Here is a 17,340-nt window from a genome sequence, read left to right as displayed (position 1 = left end):
AAGACCCCGGTTTGGGAGGGTGCATATATATACGGACTGATCTGCAGAACCTCCGCCTCTTTCATTTCACAACAACGGCCACCCCGCAGAATCACATCCGTTGTGAAACCAGAAAACTTTAGGAAAATTCAGAATTATCCCTGGCTCTCGGCTGCATAAAACCGCTTTTCCGGCAATCTGCAGCAATCAATTGTTAAGTCACACAGCCTAACTATGAACCCATCGAATAGACACACGTCACCGACAACGGGGGTGAGAATCGCGGAAGATGACCACAGAAACGCACAAGCACCTTTTGGAATTACCAAATGCATTTGCGGAGTTAAGTTCGCTCATTGCTTTTCTTGTCGGAGCCCGCTCCGCCACAGTAGAAATCGACTGCAGCAATGTTGCAGCCATACCATCGCGCTGCCTTCAACTGCTGCTCAGCGCCGAGCAACAGTGGCGCTCTGAAGAATTGGGTTTTGCGGTAACCCATATCAACGCTTCCTGCCGCAAATCCCTAACGCTCTTGGGTTTGGAGCCCAACCGATTTGAAGACGAGGTAACAGCATGAAAACCAAAGTATTGGCCATTGATGATTCCCGCACCATCCGGAATCTGCTCGCCGCCACCCTGGAAGAGGCTGGTTTTGAGTACGTGAGTGCCGTTGATGGCCGCGAAGGCGTCGACATGTATGAAGATGTCGCCCCTGATGTTGTTATCACGGATATCAACATGCCAAACCTGGACGGGTTTGGAGTGATCGAAGAGTTGCGTGGGACCGGCATCAATTCCAAAGTTCCAATTCTGGTTCTCACCACTGAAAGCGCTCCTGAAATGAAGGCCCGCGCTCGCAATGCAGGGGCCACTGGCTGGATCACCAAACCTTTTGATGACGCCTCCCTGATTTTTGCGCTGAAACGCGTAACCGGGGCAGCTGCCTACGATGTCCGGATCCATTCAGGATACCTTCTTTGAGGAGTGCGAAGAACTCCTTGAAGCAACGGATGAGGGTCTGAGCGCCATCGAAGGAGGCGATCACGATCCAGAGGTAGTCAATGCAGTTTTCCGTGCGGTTCACTCGATTAAGGGTGGCGCGGGCGCATTTGGCTTGAACGAGTTGGTGGCATTTGCCCACAGATTTGAGACAGTATTTGATGAGGTCCGTGCCAATCGCATGGAGCTGACTGATCCACTGGTACAGCTGCTGCTGCGCTCTTGCGATCACCTGTACAACTTGGTCGCGGTCGCCAGGGATGGCGGCGAAACCGATCAAGAGCATCATGATATGCTGATCGAAGCGCTGGATAAATATATTCCAGAAGAAGAAGAAGATCTGACATTCGAGCCTATGGGGCTTGGTGGTCCTATGGATATCGGTGCAATCGATCTGCCCGGTATTGCGACTGAAGAGACCTATCAGATCCACTTCCGGCCTCTGAAGGATATGTACAGCACCGGCAATGAGCCAATCTTCCTGTTCCAGGCCCTCAAGGACATGGGCACGCTGGAAGTCACGCTGGATGATTCTGAGCTGCCAGGCTTTGACGCCATAGATCCTGAAGAAGTTTATCTGAGTTGGAACCTCGTTCTGACCACCTCAGAACCCCGATCCTCTGTAGAAGCCGTATTCGAATTTGTCGAAGGCCTCTGCGAGCTCTCTATCGATGGTGATGGGGATGCTGATGCTGATGCCGCGGCTCTTGCCGCTCTGGAGGCGGCCTTTGGGTCAGCTCCGGCAGAAGCCCCACCAGAAGCGGAGCCTACAGTTATGGTTGAAGAGACCCCCGCAGCCCCTTTTGAACAGCCGGCCCCCGCGCCAGCGCCCGAGGCAGTACCGGAAGTAGCCGGTAAACAGGCTTCGGCTCCAAAAGCCGAGACCGCGAAATCTGAACAGCGCGGGCCAAACCCCACGCTGCGCGTGGATCTTGAGCGGGCGGACCGGCTTATCAACGCTGTTGGGGAGTTGATCATCAACCATTCGATGTTGGCGCAGCAAATCGCCAACCTCGATGTCGCAGATGTCCGTGATGTTGAAACCGAACTGGAGGGCTTTAAGAATCTTGCCCGCGATATCCAGGAAGGTGTGATGTCAATTCGCGCCCAACCCGTGAAGCCGCTGTTCCAGCGGATGGCACGTATTGTCCGCGAAGCCTCAAGCGCGACAGACAAAAGCTGTAAACTTGTCACCGAGGGTGAAAACACCGAGGTCGACAAGACGGTCATCGAACGCCTTGCTGATCCATTGACGCATATCCTGCGCAATGCCGTCGACCATGGTGTTGAAAAACCCGAAGACCGTATTGCCGCTGGCAAAGACAAAGTCGGTGAGATCCGCCTGTCGGCCTCACACCGGTCTGGCTCTGTCTGTATCGAGGTCAGAGATGACGGGGCGGGTGTTAATCGCCCCCGCGTCAAACAGATTGCCATCGAAAAGGGCCTGATCCCGGAAAACGCCGAACTCACAGATAGCGAGATCGACAATCTCCTGTTCCTGCCGGGTTTCTCGACTGCCAAAGAGGTTTCTAAACTCTCTGGTCGTGGGGTTGGCATGGATGTTGTGAAAAACGCCGTGACCGGCCTTGGGGGGCGGATCAATATCTCGTCAAACCCCGGCAAGGGTTCAACCTTTACCATTATTTTGCCACTGACCCTGGCGGTAATGGACGGCATGGTGGTCTCGGTTGCGGATCAGACAATGGTGGTTCCGATCACCTCAATTGTTGAGACGATGCGCGGCAATGACGACATGATCAACAACCTGGGAGCTGATGGCACGCTGCTGTCGATCCGTGGCAGTTTTGTCCCGATCTGCGATGTTGCTGGCGCCCTTGGTCTTCGTAAGGAAGACAGTGATCAACCTCCTGGCGTCTATCTGCTGGTGGAGACGGAAACCGGCCAACGCAGTGCCTTGGCAGTGGATGACATTCACGACCAACGCCAGGTCGTCATCAAAAGTCTGGACGGTGTTTGTGGAGAAATTGCCGGCGTCGCGGCCGCAACAATCCTTGGAGACGGCAAAATCGCCATGATCCTTGACCCCGAAAGCATTCTTGCGGCTTCGCCAGCAGCCGCCTTTGATACCGAGCGGAGAATGAGCAATGCAAGCTGAAACAAAAAACAATGACCAGGAAGTGAAGCACGCTCAGTTTAGCGAGTTCGTGAGTTTCACTGTCGCCGGTCAGGCCTTCTGTCTGAAGATCACTCAGATCCGGGAAATCCGGCGCTGGTCCCCCGTGACCATCCTGCCCCATGCGCCTTCGGACGTGTTGGGCGTGATGAACCTGCGCGGAGCGGTGATCCCGATTTACGATCTGTCAGCCCGGTTTGGCCTGCAAACAACAGAAGCCAGCGAGCGCAATGTTGTCATCGTGGTCTCTTCTGCAGGAAAACCTGTTGGCCTGCTGGCTGAATCCGTCTCTGAGATCATCTCGATCAACCCGGAAGAGATCCAAGAGACTCCGCCGGTCGATAGCCGCAACACCATGGAGTATATCCAGGGTATCATTTCACATGATGATACAATGGTGCGGATCATCAATCTGGATGCCGTGATCTCAGTTCCTGAGCAGGTGCTCTGATGATTGCTGCGGGTCCCATAGAATCCAATCCTGACGGGTTCACCCTGACGGACCAGGATTTTGAAGCGATCGCTGATTTTGCTTACAAGCATTTTGGCCTGTCGATGTCGAGCAGTAAGAAGCCTCTGGTTTCTGCTCGGCTGGCGCGCCAGCTTAGACAGCAAAATGTCGTGAACTTCAAAGAGTATCTGGGGCGATTGAATGGCCCAAACAGGGATCAGGAGCGCAACAATCTGCTGTCGCTTCTGACCACCAATGTCACGCATTTCTTTCGCGAGCCGCATCATTTTGAAACCCTGCGCAACGATGTTCTGCCGCAGCTGATCGAAAAGGCGCGCAACGGTGGCCGGGTCCGGATCTGGTCTGCTGGCTGCTCAAAAGGACCAGAGCCGTTCACAATGGCGATGATCATTCACAAAATGTGCCCAGAAATTGGGCGCTTTGACTTCAAGATCCTGGGAACCGATATCGACCCGCAGGTCATCCAATTTGCCAAAACGGCAAAGTATCCGCAGGAAGACATTGAGCAAATTCCGTCTGAGTACCGCAGCCTGGTGCCCAAGATGGATGCCGACGGGCGCATGCCCGAAAACCTGAGATCTATGATCACTTTTGGGGTGCTGAATTTGATCGAACCCTTCCCCTTCAAGGGAAAGTTCGACGCGATTTTCTGCCGCAACGTGGCCATCTATTTTGACACACCAACCCAACAAAAGGTCTGGCAAGCCTTTCAGCAAAACCTGAACCCCGGTGGATATCTCTTCATCGGTCACTCCGAACGCATGTCCGGGCCGGCCGAAGCAAAACTGAAGACATCCGGGATCACGACTTACATCAACACTCCCGCCTGAGGCGACGCTCCATAAAGGAGCTGGAAAAGAGCAACACGAGGAAAAATTCATGAGCTTAAAAGACTCTCTACGCGTAATGGTCGTCGATGATATGTCCACAAGCCGCGGTATCATTACCCAGTGTCTGGACGAGCTTGGCATCAAGAACTACATGGTCGAGAACAACGGACAGTCTGCTTTTCAAAAGCTGACCACGACTCCAGTGCACCTGGTGTTGTCGGACTATAACATGCCAGGCATGGATGGTCTGGGCCTGCTGCAGGCGGTACGGGGACATCAGGCGACCCAACGTCTTGGCTTTATTCTGGTGACCGGTAAACCAACGCCAGAAATCATCGAGGTGGGCAAAAAGCTCGGGTTGAACAACATCATCCGTAAGCCCTTCACAGTTGCCACCATGAAACAGGCGATCGAACAGGTCGTCGGGCGGCTGTAGAAATGGCAGAGCAGTTCAATACGATTTCCGGCCTTAGCGCTATTTCCGCCCGTGAAATGCGTCAGCTTTACTCGAAGGTCCAAACATTGGAAGACGTGGTCCACGACATCTTTGATCGTGGCACGAAACCAAACCGGCAGGAGAACCAGCAGTTACAGGACTTCGATCTGGTCATGCAGACTCTTGCGGGGATGGCCGACTTCTATGAAAAAATAGAAGGCCAGGTCCTGGACTCGGGTAAAGCTGATGTTCATGCCGCGACCGAGTCGGTGACGCTGCAGAAACTGCGTGAACGGCTGCGTGAAATAGGAAGCTTTGTGACGTCATAAAGCGGTCACGACGCTGATCTGATCCGCACCTTTTAGCCATAGCCGCCTGAGCCCTGTGCCCAGGCGGCTTTTTCGCTTTCTTTGCTGTGCCAGAGCGCTAGATTACCAAGGAGCGTCACGAAATCTTATAATTGGTATTGGTATGGCTGGGTTTTTCAAAGTACTGGCGGCAGGGATCTGTTTATTCCTCCCACAAATCGCCGAGGCGGCGCGGGACCGGATCGCTCTGGTCATCGGCATGGCAGACTATAAGCACCTGCCGCCGCTGCAAAATACCCACAACGATGCCAGTGGCATGGCACAGACCCTCACGGGGATCGGCTTTGACGTCACCTTGTCGCTGGATGCCACTGCTGCGCAAATGACAGAACTGCTGGATGACTTTGCCTTTCGCTCAGAAGTGGCAGATCTGGCGCTGGTGTATTTTGCCGGCCATGGCATCGAGGTGCAGGGTGAGAATTTCCTCATCCCGATTGACGCCAATGTCTCCAGCAACCGCGATGTTCAGCGTCAGTCCGCATCGCTGAAACAGCTGCTGGCGGCGGTGGATCGCGCCCGCAAGATGCGTATCGTCATTCTGGACATTTGCCGCGACAACCCCCTTGGCGATGCGATCGCTTTGGAAACTTCGGCGGCGGCACAAGCCTCTTCAGAAGAGACCCGGGGCGGTGGTGGCGGCATGGCAGCGGCCGATCCCGATCGCGGAACCCTGGTTGCTTTTGCGGCCCGCGACGGCCAGGTCGCGCTGGATGGCACCGGGCAAAACAGCCCCTATGCCCAGGCCCTGATGCAGAAAATGGTACAGCCCAGCCTGGAAATCAGCCTGATGTTCCGTCAGGTGCGCGATCTGGTTTTGGAAAAAACCGGCAACCTGCAAGAGCCTCATACCTACGGCTCTCTCACTGGCGTCCCCTTTTACTTTTCGGGTGCAAAAGACGCAGGCGAGGCTGTGCTGCCGGCAGGCACCTCAGAGGCCTGGTCCGCGCTGCGGCCAGACCAGGAGGCGCAACTGCTGGCACTGGCGGACCTTGGCGACACCCGTTCGATGCTGGGTCTTGCCTATATGCGACTGAACCCCGATGCCGGGCGGTTTGACCCGGTGGCGGCGGTTGCCTTTTTGCAACGTGCTGCCGATGCCGGGGCCCCGGAGGCACAGTTCGAGTTGGCCAAACTCTATGAACGCGGCACCGGCATTGCGGCGGATCCACAAAAGGCGCTGCAGCTCTATCAGGCGGCTGCGCGGCAGAATTTTGCAGATGCCATCAATGATCTCGGGTTTTTGCACCATCAGGGCAGCCTTGGCCTGCCAGCGAACCCGCAAAAGGCTTACGGCTTCTTCCGCGCGCCGCCGAGCTGCGCCATCCGCAGGCGCAATTCAACTTTGCTGCGCTGATAGACGATGGTCTGGTGCCAGGACACGGCCCGGAGGACGCGGCGGGCTTTCTCTATGCCGCGCTCCGCTCGGGCAGCGCCGATGTTTTAAATCTTTTGAGCGAGCGCCCCACGATGTTTACCCTGCAAACCCGCAGAGCGTTGCAAAACAAGCTGCGCGACAACAAGTTTTATCAGGGCTCGATTGATGGCGATTTCGGGCCAGGCACCCAGCGCGGTATTCGCCGGGCCTATGGGCTTGAGGGATAACAGCGACCGGCGGCAGCCCCCCGTTAGACACCTGTTAGAACAGTTAAGCGGCCCTCAGATCAGAGCAGCCCATCAGAGACCCAGGCGTCCAGCTGGCGGCGGCTGATTTCAAAATGCATGCTGTCCTCACGGCGAAACCCGGCGCCCCAGACCCAGCCTTCGGCAAAGAAGAAATCCGCCATAATGGTCAGGCCCAGCTGCGTTTTGCCATCGGTGAAATTGTCCAGCTGACCATCAATATTAAGATCAACAGCCAGACCATAACTATGGGTGGACAGGGAATTAACCGTACCCCTGATCCGGCGCACGCAGAGGGCGCCCGCTGTGTTGATGCGATTGTAAAGATCCGGGTCGGCCGCGCGAATGTTCTCAAACACCACCTTCAGGCTCTCGATTGCCGGGCGCAGCATGCTGACGCGGATGGGCCCGACCTGCTCTGTCACCAGTTTGTCTTTGAGATTGGGATTGGTCATCGATTGACAGGTGTCATTCAGATCTTCACGCGGCCGCCCCAGCCTCTCGGTCAGATACTTGCCGCCTGTTACGCGCAGCCCCCGATTGACATTGACCCGGTCCGCAATCAGCACAACCTGCGCATAGTCAAGATCCGCGCCTTCGGTCTGATCCCAGATCTCGCGCTCCGCCTCTGCAGACGAGGCCTCCGGGGCCATCTGCCCTCCGGAGGCCAGCGGCAAACGCGTCACCTCGGTTTGCAAATCCGACAGGCGTAGCTGCAAATCCTCGATCTGCTGGCGCAGCATCTCGATCTCGATCCAGGCCGTGGAATCAACTGCGGCGCCCTGAAAATCGTCCTCAGACAGCATCCATTTCAGGCCAATCCAGACCGCAGGCGCCAAAAGAAGCCCGAAACACAGTATAATCGCCGGTAAAACCCGCATAACGCCCTCAAATCGATACAGGCCTATTCAAAGCAGAGAAGACGGGCGAGTAAAGCCTTTTGTCCAGTTTTGCTGCCGCAATCGGCACCCTGTTTCCCCAGATCCAGCCCATTGGCAGAACCGTTCATGTGGTATAGAGTTTTCACAGGTCAATTTTCAGTTTAGGGGACAAATAATGGTCCGCGTCAAAATTATCGCCGCCTTTGTGTTTTCTGCAGCTCTTTTTCCTGCCTCTCTGGCTTATGCTCAGGAGAGCACACAGGAATTGACAGTCGAAGAAATCACCAAAGCATTTCAAAAACAAAAAACACGCGGCCTGGTCATCGTACCCAGCGGCGTTGCTGCCGCCGCGCCGCAGGCTTCCGACAGTCAGGAAGTCGCGACGGTCGCTGCCGCTCCACCGAGGAATACACCCCGGTGGAGCGGCAGGCACAGATCAACGTGCAGATCTCGTTTGACTTTGACAGCGCCGCACTGCGCACCGATCAACAGCCAAAGCTGGCGAATATGTGTGCCTCGATGCAGGTGATGCAAGGCACGGTATTTCAGATCATCGGCCATACCGACAGCTCTGGGTCAGCCCCGTATAATGAGCGGCTCTCGCTGTTGCGCGCCCAGGAAGTGCGGCGTCACCTGATCAGCACCTGCGGTGTCGAAGAGGGTATGCTCAAGGCCATCGGAATGGGTGAAACGGCGCCATACAATGCAAATGACCCACGCGCCGATGAAAACCGCCGGGTAGAATTCCAGGCCCTGGGCTGAACCGGTGCCCTTGAACACGGCCGATTCTCGGCCCCCGCGTCAGGGTCGGCACCTTCATGGCTGGGACTGTCAGAGCCGGTCCTGTCGGGATCGCTGCTATAGTGCCGTTCTGACGCCTAAAATGACTTTTGGCCGGGTTTTACAATTACACATAATCAAAGGTCCGGCGCGATGATGGAATCCCGGCCCAGTGATCTGTTTCAGCCGGGCGATCTGCTGAACAATACCTACCGTATTGAGATGCTCTTGGGCCGTGGCGGCACCTCCGACGTCTACAAGGCGCGCTCGGAGATCTCCGGCAATCTGGTTGCCATCAAAGTTCTGAAGCAAGAGCTCTCTGGCAACGAGGACTTTACCGTCCTGATGGCCCGCGAAGAAAATATTCGCGAAATTCGCCATGACGCCGTGGTGCGCTATTCCGAGAACCATCGCACCCCAGACGGCCATATTTATCTGTTGATGGACTACATCGACGGCCCCGGGCTCGACAAAAAGCTAAAGCAGGGGCCGATGTCTGCCGAGGATCTGCTGATCATCTGCCGTCGCGTCTCTGAGGGTCTGAAGGCCGCGCATGCCCGCAATATCGTGCACCGTGATCTTAGCCCTGACAATATCATCCTGCGGGATGGCGATCCTGCCCAGGCCGTGATCATTGATTTTGGCATCGCCAAAGACACCAACCCGGGTGCCGAAACCATTGTGGGCAATGAGTTCGCCGGAAAATACTCCTATGCCGCGCCGGAACAGATGGCAGGACAAACCGATGCCCGCGCCGATGTCTATGCGCTCGGCGCGCTGCTGTTAGCCAATTTTCGCGGCGCCGCTCCCTCGCTCGGGGATAATCCGATGCAGGTGGTTGAAAACAAGCAAAAGCCACTGGATACCTCGGGACTACCGCAGCCGTTCAAAAGAGTGATTGAACGGATGGGTGACCCGGACCAGACACAAGGCTCGCCAGCGCGGCGGATGTGCTGGCCTTTCTGGACAACCCCGACCCCGGCCCAGACACGCCCGACGAGCCCCCCCGCCGCGCCACAGGTGAGCGAAGACGCAACCATCATCGTCCCCAAGGCCGCAACGCCCAAAACAGCCCCCAAAGCTCCCAAAGCTCCCACAGCAAAACCGGCGACAAAGGACGACAGCCCCCCCCGGCGCAAATCCCCGGTCCTTGCAGGTCTCGCGGCCCTGGCGCTTGCCGGTGCGGTGATCGCAGGCTTTGTGACCGGCGCATTTGATACTCTGCTCGCGCCAAACTATCCCGTGGCTGACCCGTTTACTCTGATTGTGGAAAACCCAAAGGACGGCCCGGTCAGGGCCATCGGCAACATGCCCTCAGAAGACAGCAGGGACCAGTTGGCTGATCTGGTGGAGCAAGCCGATCTGACCCTGGCCAGCGGAGCCATATCAGACAGTTGGGGCGAGGATGTGCTGGCAACGATTGCGCCTTTGTCCGTGCTGACCGAATGGCGCCTCGCCGTAAGCAACAACCAGGCCAGGGTGAGCGGCCTCACCGATGATGCTCTGTTGGCCACCAAGATCAACGCGCTGTTTAAAGACGGATTGCCGGGAAATCTGGATGGGATTGCCGAAATTACCTATCGTTTACCCGTGCTACCGATCTCTGAGGTCCGCGGATTGGTTGGCAGCTTTGAGGAATGCGGCCCCCTAAAGGTAAAGCCGGGAAGTGTTGGCGGCGGGTTGGCCCCGATGACCCGATCGAAGTGAGCGGATTGCTTGCCGGAACCGAGACGCGCGTCAGGCTGTATGATGCCCTCAACACGCTAGGCGGCGCACGGGAGATTTCGCTCAAAACCGAGACCCTTAACCCAGCGCTCTGCGTTGTTGAACGGGTTTTGCCCAAGGCCCCCGCCAGCAACATCGCTGTTGAGTTCCGGCTTGGAGGCAAAGACACGCCGAACCCGTCGGGGCGGTTTTTTGTTGGCGAAAACCCGGTGATTGATGTGCTGCTGCCTGCAGAGGTTCAGACTGGATTTCTCACCGTTTCGGTCCTGGATGTCTCTGGTAACGTGTTCCATTTGTTGCCCAATATCTCACGTCAGGACAATGCCGTCGCGGATCTGCGCGCCAACAGGACAGGTCCTGTTCCAGTGCGCGTCGCCTATGATCTGGCCGAATCTGCGCAACATGGCGGGCTTGCCTTCAGGGTTGATGACAGCACGCTTGGCAAAAGCCGCATTCTGGTGCTGCACTCGTCAGAGCCGCTGTTCGCGGGCCTGCGCCCGACCTCTGAAAGCGCCGTCGGCTTTGCCGAGGCCCTGAAGGAAAGTAGCGCCAAGGACATTGGCCTTATCCTGTCGCTGGACAGCAAAATATTGCTTACAGCAGAACCCTGACTGCGGGCCAGGCCACAGGGTCCCATGGCGGCAGGTCTGATCGGAAAATCACCCCCGGATTCGGCCCCAAATTGGGCCAGGCGGCCGGCTTAAAGAACGTCTACAATGATTTGCGAGATATTATCTGCGCCGCCGCCATTCAGGGCTATTTGCAACAAACGGTCCCCAACAGTTTCCAGCGGCGTGGTCGACAGAACCTCCTGCAGCATGGCAAAGGTGGCGTATTTCGTCAGCCCGTCAGAGCAGATCAGAAATCGATCACCAGGCGCCACGTCACCGCGGATTTTGTCGAGCTCAACCTCGTCTCCGACGCCAACGGCCCGGGTGATGGCATTGGATTGAGGGTGTTGCTCCGCTTCGTCCCAGCTCATCTTGCCCGCCAGCACCAATTCAGCCACAGCCGAATGGTCACAGGTCAACAGCTCGATCAGCCCGTCGCGGAGCCGGTAGATACGGCTATCGCCGGCCCAGATGCCAACGAAATGACCATTGGCCAAAATCAGCGCAACCACAGTGGCCCCGATGGTGCCGCCGCCGCGCGCCTCGGCCTCGGCCTGAATGGCACGATGGGCGCCCTGAATGCGGTCCCGCACCCCGTGCATCTTGGCGGCAGGATCAAGCCCAAGCGGCAGGGTCGCCACTGCATCGACGATCAAAGCGCTGGCGTAGTCTCCGGCCTGATGCCCCCCCATGCCATCTGACACCAGCCAGATATCATGGTCCGGCAAGGCAAGGACCGCATCCTCATTCACCTTGCGCTTTAATCCCACATGGGTCTGCGCCACAAATCGGTATGTCATCATTGCTGTCATATGGGCTGCGACTCCCGCCAAATTGCTGCGCCAAGGTCAAACAATCCACAGCCCGGCCGCCCCAGCGGTAAATCGGCACAGACCATCATCCGGGGGCCACTGTCGAGATAGGCGCTCCAGAGGCTGCCGCCCGGGGACTGCTGGGACAAAAGGGCACCGGCCAAATGTGTTTCAACCGCTGAGCCATCGGTACCGCTGCCGGTCAGAACAAAGGTTGTCCCCTCGTGGCGCAGCGGCACTGCCGCCCGTAAATCCGGGACCTCCAAATCCTGCAAATCTGACCACAACCGATCCTTGGACATGCCATTCTCCAGCGTCGAAAGGGCGATATCTTCCAGTTTTTCAAACAATATGCGCTCGCGCAGATGATCCAGCGCGGGCGGCCCGGGCGTGTCCAGCTGCACCATCAGGGTCAAAGGAAAGCGGCGGCCGACCCGATCAACCGACGGCATCAGCACACCCATGATCTTGGCCGGTCCGGCAAGGCCAGCTGCCAGCGTAAACCGCCACAGCGGTGCGGACATGTAGTGTGCGTCAAATTCCGCACCATAAACGGTCTGCGCCTCGAGCATGAGTTGTTGCAGCCAGCTGTCCCAGACGTGCACAAAGCCGCCTGGCGCATTAAGGCGGAAAAAATCGCCAACATCCGGCATCTTGCCAAAGGCACCAAACCCGCTCCCCATTACATCGACTTCGGGCAGCTGAACTTGGCCATTGCCGGCAGGGCAAAGGGGTTCACAACCGATCCTGACTGCAGCTCGAACAGTGCCAAACGCCCGCCAACCCGGAAATTGACCCGGCGTCGGTCGCTGACATTTGTGCGCCGGACCTCCGCGGCATCCAGCAACCGGAACCAGGCCCAGGGCCCATCACGCGACATCACGTTTTCATTGCCCCGTTTCTGCGGCAAAAGCGTGATCCGGGCCAGCCCAACAGAGCCGGGCCAGGTGACAGCAACCGGCGTTGGCTGCCCCATGCGATGGTTATAGCTCACTTTGACCCCGTCAATTTCCAGCAGGACTTCCTTGGCTTTGGGGTCAAGCGCCTTTGGGGTGATCTGAAACTGCACGGCCGGTGTGGCGCCGCCAGCAAAGAAAGCATCGCGAATTTCACCGGCATATTGCATTTGCTGCAGCACTGCCTGACTGATGCCAAGATCCACATCATTCACCCGTTTCCAGGTCCAGGGCCGACTGCGGGTATCCACGTATTTCAGCAGGTTTTCGTCAAAAAAGCTGTCGATCAGACCACCCGGCGAAAAGAGTTTGGCAAAATCCACCATCGCCACATCGGCCCGCGCGCGGCGGTTAAAGGGGTAGCGATTGTCCAGAGCCTTGGTGCAAAAGGGCAGCACAGCCGATTGCCAGCGCGCATTGATCGACGCTCGCGTCCCCTCAGAAGTAATTCCTGATGATCCCGTCGAAATCTGGGTTGCCCAGCGTTGAATAGGCCCATCAATCCGCGAGGCCGTCTGCTGGAACTGCAGCAGGGCCTGGCCGCTTTCTCCAGAGGTAACACCACTAAAGGACATCTTGTTCAGCTCTTGATAGACCAGCTGCAACGAGCCCATCAGATCATCCAGACGCGAGGGCTGCCCCTCAAGCCGCACCACCAGATCGTTCAACCACTCAAAACGCTCCTGCACGTAAGAGCCCGGCGGCTTCGGTGCCTCTCCTGAGGAACTGGCGGCAGAGCTGATCAGCGCCTCCAACAGGATCTGACCCTGGATCGACAGGCCAGGGCGGCTCTCGATGCCGACAATCTGCGACACGCCTTCGTTCAGAGCCTCAGAGTCCAGAGCCGAGCGTTCTTCGGCCAGGCGGGTCTCACGGCTGATTTCAGTCAGGATATTCACAATCGGCGAGGTAGGCCCCGACAGTACATTTGTGACCTCAACCGCATGGCTGAGGGATTCCAAAGGCACAATATCCACGTCCCCCAGGATCTGGTCATAGCGGCTGATGTAGTCGTTATAATAGAGATCCAGCACGTCGCGGCTCAGCGCCAGCAAAGCCGCCTCGCTTTGGCCCTCACCGGCGCGGGCACCCAGCACCCAGGCCTCGTTCTGCACCCGTTCCGAGACACTGACCGCCTCGGGCAGGAACACGTTGTTAAAGCCATCATAGGTAAAGATGCCCTCGACGCCTTCGTTCAAAGGCTTGCCGGAACTGCGCACAAGCACGCGTTTCACAGAGGGGCCGCCGATCTCGGTCAGACGCCATTTGGGCAGGCTGGTGGCCTGATTTGAGTTCACAATGCCATTGTAAACCCCGCTGCGCCAGAGGCATTTCCGACAGGATATTCTGCACCTGCTCGACCAGCGGCCCATTGAGGGCAATCTCTTCCATCGGCTGCGACAACAGGGCCGAAAGATGGTCCATCAGATCGCTGCGTAAATCCGCGCGCGCCGCACCGGGATAGGCCACCAACTCCCAATCGAGCCGCAGCCACTCTTTCACAAGATCCGGGTTCATCGGCCCCTGCAGGCCCAACATCAGATAGATCTTGAGCGCCTCATAGAGCACATCCGGGTTGTTGACATTGCCCGCGATCTGCTCTTCCAGACGCACCAGCAGACGCGGCAACAACCGCTGGTTCAGCGCCGCGCGATAGGTCTGTGCGGTCTGGGTGCCGATCACCTCGCCCTGATACAGCCCATAGGTCAGGCCGCGTTCGGGCGCAGGGTCAGACAGAACCGGGTTGCCCGGCATATCACGCAGAAGGTTCAGCGCTGCGGCAACGGGGACCAGATCAGTGTCCCCAACCGGGCTGGCAGGCAGGGTCGCCGCCGCTGCCTGATACTGCGAGACCTGAGCCTCTGCCTTTTGGATGAGATCAGCGTTTTGCAGATAGGAGCTGACCCAAAGCCCGCCCATGCTGGCGGCAATCAGCAGCGTGGCGGCAATGGCCACGCGCCGGGTCCAGCGATAGCGCCGCTCAACCTTGTCATCCGCCGACACCAGCCCGGCCTCAGGGAACAGCACGCCCTCAAACAACCGGGTGAGGAAAAACGACCGCCCCGTGCCTTGCCCGGTACCGATGGCCTGACGTCCGATGCCAAAGGTCTGCGCCATCCCCAGCATCAAGCGGTCAATCGGCGTGCCTTCCTGGGTGCCTGAGGTGAAATAGACGCCGCGCAGCATCTGACGTTGCTCATAGCGGTTGTCCTGAAAAACCTCCGCGAGGAAGTCCTTGGCAACGCTGCGCAATGAGGCAACCTGCGACGGAAACCCCGCCACAAGGGCACGGCGCTGATGATCGGTCTCGCCCTGCATTTTTTCCAGCAGTTGCGCGTTCATCTGCCCCAACAGACCCGCAAACTCCTCGTCAAAATGCTCAATAGCGGCGGGATCTTTTTTGCTTTTGGGCAACGGCAGCGTAAAGCCCCAGACCTGCTCGCGCTCTTCTTTGCCCAGCGTGTCAAAATACTCCTGGAAGCCGGCGATCAGATCCGCCTTGGTAAACAGCACATAGACCGGAAAGCGCACCCCCAGCCGCTCCCGCAGCTCAGAGAGGCGGCGACGCACCGCCTGGGCATGGGATTTCTGCGTGATCTCATCCTGCAGCGACAGGTCCGACAAGGAGATCGCCACAAGGGCACCATTGATAGGTTGGCGTTTGCGGTACTTTTTCAACAGCCCCAAAAAGCCCAACCAGGCCGCATTGTCGGCTTCGGCGTCGCTCTCTTGCGTGGTATAGCGCCCGGCGGTGTCGATCAGCACCGCATCATTGGTGAACCACCAATCGCAATTGCGGGTGCCGCCAACGCCGCCAATGGCGGCTTTTCCCAGCTTGTCAGCCAGCGGGAATTGCAAACCGGAATTGACAATCGCGGTGGTTTTGCCAGCGCCCGGAGGCCCGATCATCACATACCACGGCAAAACATTCAGATGACGGCGGCCATTTTTGGATTTACGCAGCTCGGCCATGGCCTGCTTGAATTTGCCGCGCAGCTCACCAATTTCTTCCAGCAGCACATCATCTTCATCGACCGTCTCGACGCCTTCCGACATGTCATCTGCCATCTGCCTGTCACGTCGGCGACGGCGCCAGAAAACCAGGCCAATGATCAGCAGCGTCACAACCCAGATCACCGCGATGGTGATCACCCGCGCCTGAATACTGTCAAAGGGACGCCAATCGGCGCCGCCAATAAAGGGCGCAAAAAACCAGGTACAGGCTGACAGGGCCAGGGCCAGCAAAATGAGCACAGAGTAAAGGGATCGAAACAGCGGCATAAGATAGCGGCGGATCATTGGTCGACCTCCTGCACCAGCAAGATTTCAATACGACGGTTGGTGGCCCGCCCTGCTTTGGTGCCATTGTCGGCAATGGGTTCCTTTTCTGCCCGCCCTTCGGCGGACAAACGGTCGGGATCCCCCAGTACATCGGCCATACCGGCCATGACCGATTTTGCCCGCGCCAGCGACAGCGCCATGTTTGACGGGAACCGCGACGAGCGGATCGGAATGTTGTCTGAGTGACCTGCCACGATGACCCGGCCCTTTTCGTCGTTGAGCGCCTCGGCCACCCGGGTGACCGGCGCCTGGAACGCTTTGCTCAGCTGATCCGAGCCCGACCCGAACATCCCTGATCCCGTAAGGCGAATGATCAGCGTGTTGCCCTTTTGAAAGACCTCAACGATGCCTTCCGCGATTTCAGGCTCAAGGAAACCTGCAACCTTTGCCACCTGCTCCTCCAGCGTCTGGATCGGAGGCGGCGGCGGCGGTGGTGGCGCGCGCCGTTCCAGCTCGGCCCGCGGCCCGGCGTCAACGATGCTCAGCTGCCCCACCACATTTTCGGTTTGAGTGGACAGCGCCCAGCTGAGACCCAGAAACTGCATCACCAGCAAAACCCCTGTGACAATCAAAGCGATCCAGAGCAGGCGCCAGGCAGAGAGAACTTTAAAAGGCTTGATCACACCCTGCCAATGGGGCGACAGATCCCGTTCCACCGGGCCGCGTTGATTGCGCAGAATGCGCGCCAGTGCGGCACGAATTTGCAAATGCTTCTCCGCGCCGCCCTGTTCAATACGCAGACGCCCTTCAAAGCCCAGCGACATGCACATGTAGAGAAACTCCAGCATGTCGACATTGGCGCCCGGCTCCTTTTCCAGACGCGCCAGCAGATCATAAAACCGGTCGCCGCCAACGGTTTCGCGATGAAAAGTGCCAACCATCGACTGCAGGCCCCAGCTGGACTGGCCGCCCCAGGGCGTGTTGAGCACCACATCATCCAAAGTTGCACAGAGCGCATAGCGGGCGACTTTCACCGTTTGCGCCGAAATGCCTGCCTGCAAAGCGCGGTTTTCAAAGGCGCGCACCTCGGCCACCACGTTCTTGCGCAGCCCATCCGGGTCCATGTGTTGTGCCCGGTTGCGGATGCGGCTGATCAGGGCAAACAGCGCCGAAGCGCAGGCCGCCAGCGGGTTCATACCCGTGAGCGCCATCTGCGCTGGCTTGCCAGCTGCCGGCCGGCCCGCCTGTGTTGCTGCAGCCTGCGTTGCCGCTTGCGGTACACCAAAGGCGTCTTGCTGCGGTGCAGCCGGGTCAGCGATGACAGGGCTGACAGGGGTTTGCGGCTGGATCGGGGCCTGCGGCGTCGCAGAGCGGCGACCACCGGGATTGGGACGGATCCCCGTTTTGTCGGTATCGCCCGGTTCCGCAAAGGGATCGTCATAATCGCCCATGATC

Annotated in this window: 16 protein-coding genes and 1 pseudogene; 12 read left to right on the top strand and 5 right to left on the bottom strand. The window is 57.9% G+C overall.

Going from position 1 to position 17,340, the window contains the following annotated elements; all coding sequences use genetic code 11:
• The first annotated feature begins 268 nt into the window (after positions 1-268).
• The 9 genes from B4968_RS16115 to B4968_RS24660 all read left to right on the top strand — a co-directional run bounded on the left by B4968_RS16115 (position 269) and on the right by B4968_RS24660 (position 6,820).
• Complete coding sequence (locus B4968_RS16115) at positions 269-556, top strand: STAS domain-containing protein (protein WP_083100473.1); 288 nt, start codon at positions 269-271, stop codon at positions 554-556.
• Positions 553-960: a response regulator gene (locus B4968_RS16110; RefSeq protein WP_083100472.1), complete on the top strand. Its 408-nt coding sequence runs from the start codon at positions 553-555 to the stop codon at positions 958-960. The genes B4968_RS16115 and B4968_RS16110 overlap by 4 nt, the downstream gene beginning before the upstream one ends.
• Positions 929-3,094: a chemotaxis protein CheA gene (locus B4968_RS16105; protein WP_083100471.1), complete on the top strand. Its 2,166-nt coding sequence runs from the start codon at positions 929-931 to the stop codon at positions 3,092-3,094. Before B4968_RS16110 ends, B4968_RS16105 begins: the two co-directional genes overlap by 32 nt.
• Positions 3,084-3,563 (top strand): chemotaxis protein CheW, encoded by a 480-nt coding sequence (locus tag B4968_RS16100; protein WP_083100470.1) that lies wholly within the window; start codon positions 3,084-3,086, stop codon positions 3,561-3,563. Before B4968_RS16105 ends, B4968_RS16100 begins: the two co-directional genes overlap by 11 nt.
• A complete protein-coding gene (locus tag B4968_RS16095) occupies positions 3,563-4,414 on the top strand; it encodes a CheR family methyltransferase (protein WP_083100468.1) in 852 nt (283 codons plus the stop codon). Before B4968_RS16100 ends, B4968_RS16095 begins: the two co-directional genes overlap by 1 nt.
• A 49-nt stretch (positions 4,415-4,463) precedes the next feature.
• The gene (locus B4968_RS16090) at positions 4,464-4,850 is read left to right on the top strand and encodes a response regulator (protein ID WP_083100466.1); all 387 of its coding nucleotides are present in this window, start codon (positions 4,464-4,466) and stop codon (positions 4,848-4,850) included.
• A 2-nt stretch (positions 4,851-4,852) separates the two neighbouring features.
• The gene (locus B4968_RS16085; RefSeq protein WP_083100464.1) at positions 4,853-5,179 is read left to right on the top strand and encodes a DUF8776 family protein; all 327 of its coding nucleotides are present in this window, start codon (positions 4,853-4,855) and stop codon (positions 5,177-5,179) included.
• A gap of 142 nt (positions 5,180-5,321) precedes the next feature.
• The gene (locus tag B4968_RS16080) at positions 5,322-6,572 is read left to right on the top strand and encodes a caspase family protein (RefSeq protein ID WP_241525795.1); all 1,251 of its coding nucleotides are present in this window, start codon (positions 5,322-5,324) and stop codon (positions 6,570-6,572) included.
• Between the two features lie 14 nt (positions 6,573-6,586).
• A complete protein-coding gene (locus B4968_RS24660; protein WP_241525794.1) occupies positions 6,587-6,820 on the top strand; it encodes a peptidoglycan-binding domain-containing protein in 234 nt (77 codons plus the stop codon).
• A 59-nt stretch (positions 6,821-6,879) separates the two neighbouring features.
• Here the strand turns inward: B4968_RS24660 and B4968_RS16075 are convergent, their stop codons facing one another.
• Positions 6,880-7,719: a M15 family metallopeptidase gene (locus tag B4968_RS16075; RefSeq protein WP_083100463.1), complete on the bottom strand. Its 840-nt coding sequence runs from the start codon at positions 7,717-7,719 to the stop codon at positions 6,880-6,882.
• 417 nt (positions 7,720-8,136) lie between these two features.
• Between B4968_RS16075 and B4968_RS24655 the strand changes: the two genes are divergently transcribed.
• From B4968_RS24655 to B4968_RS24650, 3 genes are all read left to right on the top strand, one after another.
• On the top strand, positions 8,137-8,481 hold the full coding sequence (locus B4968_RS24655; protein WP_241525793.1) for an OmpA family protein: 345 nt from the start codon (positions 8,137-8,139) through the stop codon (positions 8,479-8,481).
• 171 nt (positions 8,482-8,652) lie between these two features.
• Positions 8,653-10,206: a serine/threonine-protein kinase gene (locus B4968_RS16065; RefSeq protein ID WP_241525792.1), complete on the top strand. Its 1,554-nt coding sequence runs from the start codon at positions 8,653-8,655 to the stop codon at positions 10,204-10,206.
• Positions 10,203-10,835, top strand: a complete 633-nt coding sequence (locus tag B4968_RS24650; RefSeq protein ID WP_241525791.1) for a DUF4384 domain-containing protein — start codon at positions 10,203-10,205, stop codon at positions 10,833-10,835. Before B4968_RS16065 ends, B4968_RS24650 begins: the two co-directional genes overlap by 4 nt.
• Positions 10,836-10,924: 89 nt before the next feature.
• Here the strand turns inward: B4968_RS24650 and B4968_RS16060 are convergent, their stop codons facing one another.
• From B4968_RS16060 to tssL, 4 genes and pseudogenes are all read right to left on the bottom strand, one after another.
• On the bottom strand, positions 10,925-11,647 hold the full coding sequence (locus B4968_RS16060) for a PP2C family protein-serine/threonine phosphatase (protein ID WP_083100462.1): 723 nt from the start codon (positions 11,645-11,647) through the stop codon (positions 10,925-10,927).
• Positions 11,644-12,330 carry a type VI secretion system-associated protein TagF gene (tagF, locus tag B4968_RS16055; protein ID WP_083100461.1) on the bottom strand — a complete coding sequence of 229 codons (687 nt, stop codon included), beginning with the start codon at positions 12,328-12,330 and terminating at the stop codon, positions 11,644-11,646. Before tagF ends, B4968_RS16060 begins: the two co-directional genes overlap by 4 nt.
• Positions 12,330-15,903: pseudogene (gene tssM, locus B4968_RS16050) on the bottom strand (type VI secretion system membrane subunit TssM). The gene tagF and the pseudogene tssM overlap by 1 nt, the downstream one beginning before the upstream one ends.
• The gene (gene tssL, locus B4968_RS16045) at positions 15,900-17,336 is read right to left on the bottom strand and encodes a type VI secretion system protein TssL, long form (protein ID WP_083100460.1); all 1,437 of its coding nucleotides are present in this window, start codon (positions 17,334-17,336) and stop codon (positions 15,900-15,902) included. Before tssL ends, tssM begins: the two are co-directional and overlap by 4 nt.
• Positions 17,337-17,340 lie beyond the last annotated feature (4 nt).

This window comes from Pseudophaeobacter leonis (assembly GCF_002087335.1).
GTDB lineage: Bacteria > Pseudomonadota > Alphaproteobacteria > Rhodobacterales > Rhodobacteraceae > Pseudophaeobacter > Pseudophaeobacter leonis.
Note: the sequence above shows the minus strand (reverse complement) of the source record. Positions and strands in the feature narration are given on the sequence as shown.

Excerpts from the sequence above, each read along its gene's own strand:
- B4968_RS16115 (WP_083100473.1), top strand. The coding sequence starts at position 269 with ATGACCACAGAAACGCACAAGCACCTTTTGGAATTACCAAATGCATTT.
- B4968_RS16110 (WP_083100472.1), top strand. The coding sequence starts at position 553 with ATGAAAACCAAAGTATTGGCCATTGATGATTCCCGCACCATCCGGAAT.
- B4968_RS16105 (WP_083100471.1), top strand. The coding sequence starts at position 929 with ATGTCCGGATCCATTCAGGATACCTTCTTTGAGGAGTGCGAAGAACTC.
- B4968_RS16100 (WP_083100470.1), top strand. The coding sequence starts at position 3,084 with ATGCAAGCTGAAACAAAAAACAATGACCAGGAAGTGAAGCACGCTCAG.
- B4968_RS16095 (WP_083100468.1), top strand. The coding sequence starts at position 3,563 with ATGATTGCTGCGGGTCCCATAGAATCCAATCCTGACGGGTTCACCCTG.
- B4968_RS16090 (WP_083100466.1), top strand. The coding sequence starts at position 4,464 with ATGAGCTTAAAAGACTCTCTACGCGTAATGGTCGTCGATGATATGTCC.
- B4968_RS16085 (WP_083100464.1), top strand. The coding sequence starts at position 4,853 with ATGGCAGAGCAGTTCAATACGATTTCCGGCCTTAGCGCTATTTCCGCC.
- B4968_RS16080 (WP_241525795.1), top strand. The coding sequence starts at position 5,322 with ATGGCTGGGTTTTTCAAAGTACTGGCGGCAGGGATCTGTTTATTCCTC.
- B4968_RS16075 (WP_083100463.1), bottom strand. The coding sequence starts at position 7,719 with ATGCGGGTTTTACCGGCGATTATACTGTGTTTCGGGCTTCTTTTGGCG.
- B4968_RS16065 (WP_241525792.1), top strand. The coding sequence starts at position 8,653 with ATGATGGAATCCCGGCCCAGTGATCTGTTTCAGCCGGGCGATCTGCTG.
- B4968_RS16060 (WP_083100462.1), bottom strand. The coding sequence starts at position 11,647 with ATGACAGCAATGATGACATACCGATTTGTGGCGCAGACCCATGTGGGA.
- tagF (WP_083100461.1), bottom strand. The coding sequence starts at position 12,330 with ATGGGGAGCGGGTTTGGTGCCTTTGGCAAGATGCCGGATGTTGGCGAT.
- tssL (WP_083100460.1), bottom strand. The coding sequence starts at position 17,336 with ATGGGCGATTATGACGATCCCTTTGCGGAACCGGGCGATACCGACAAA.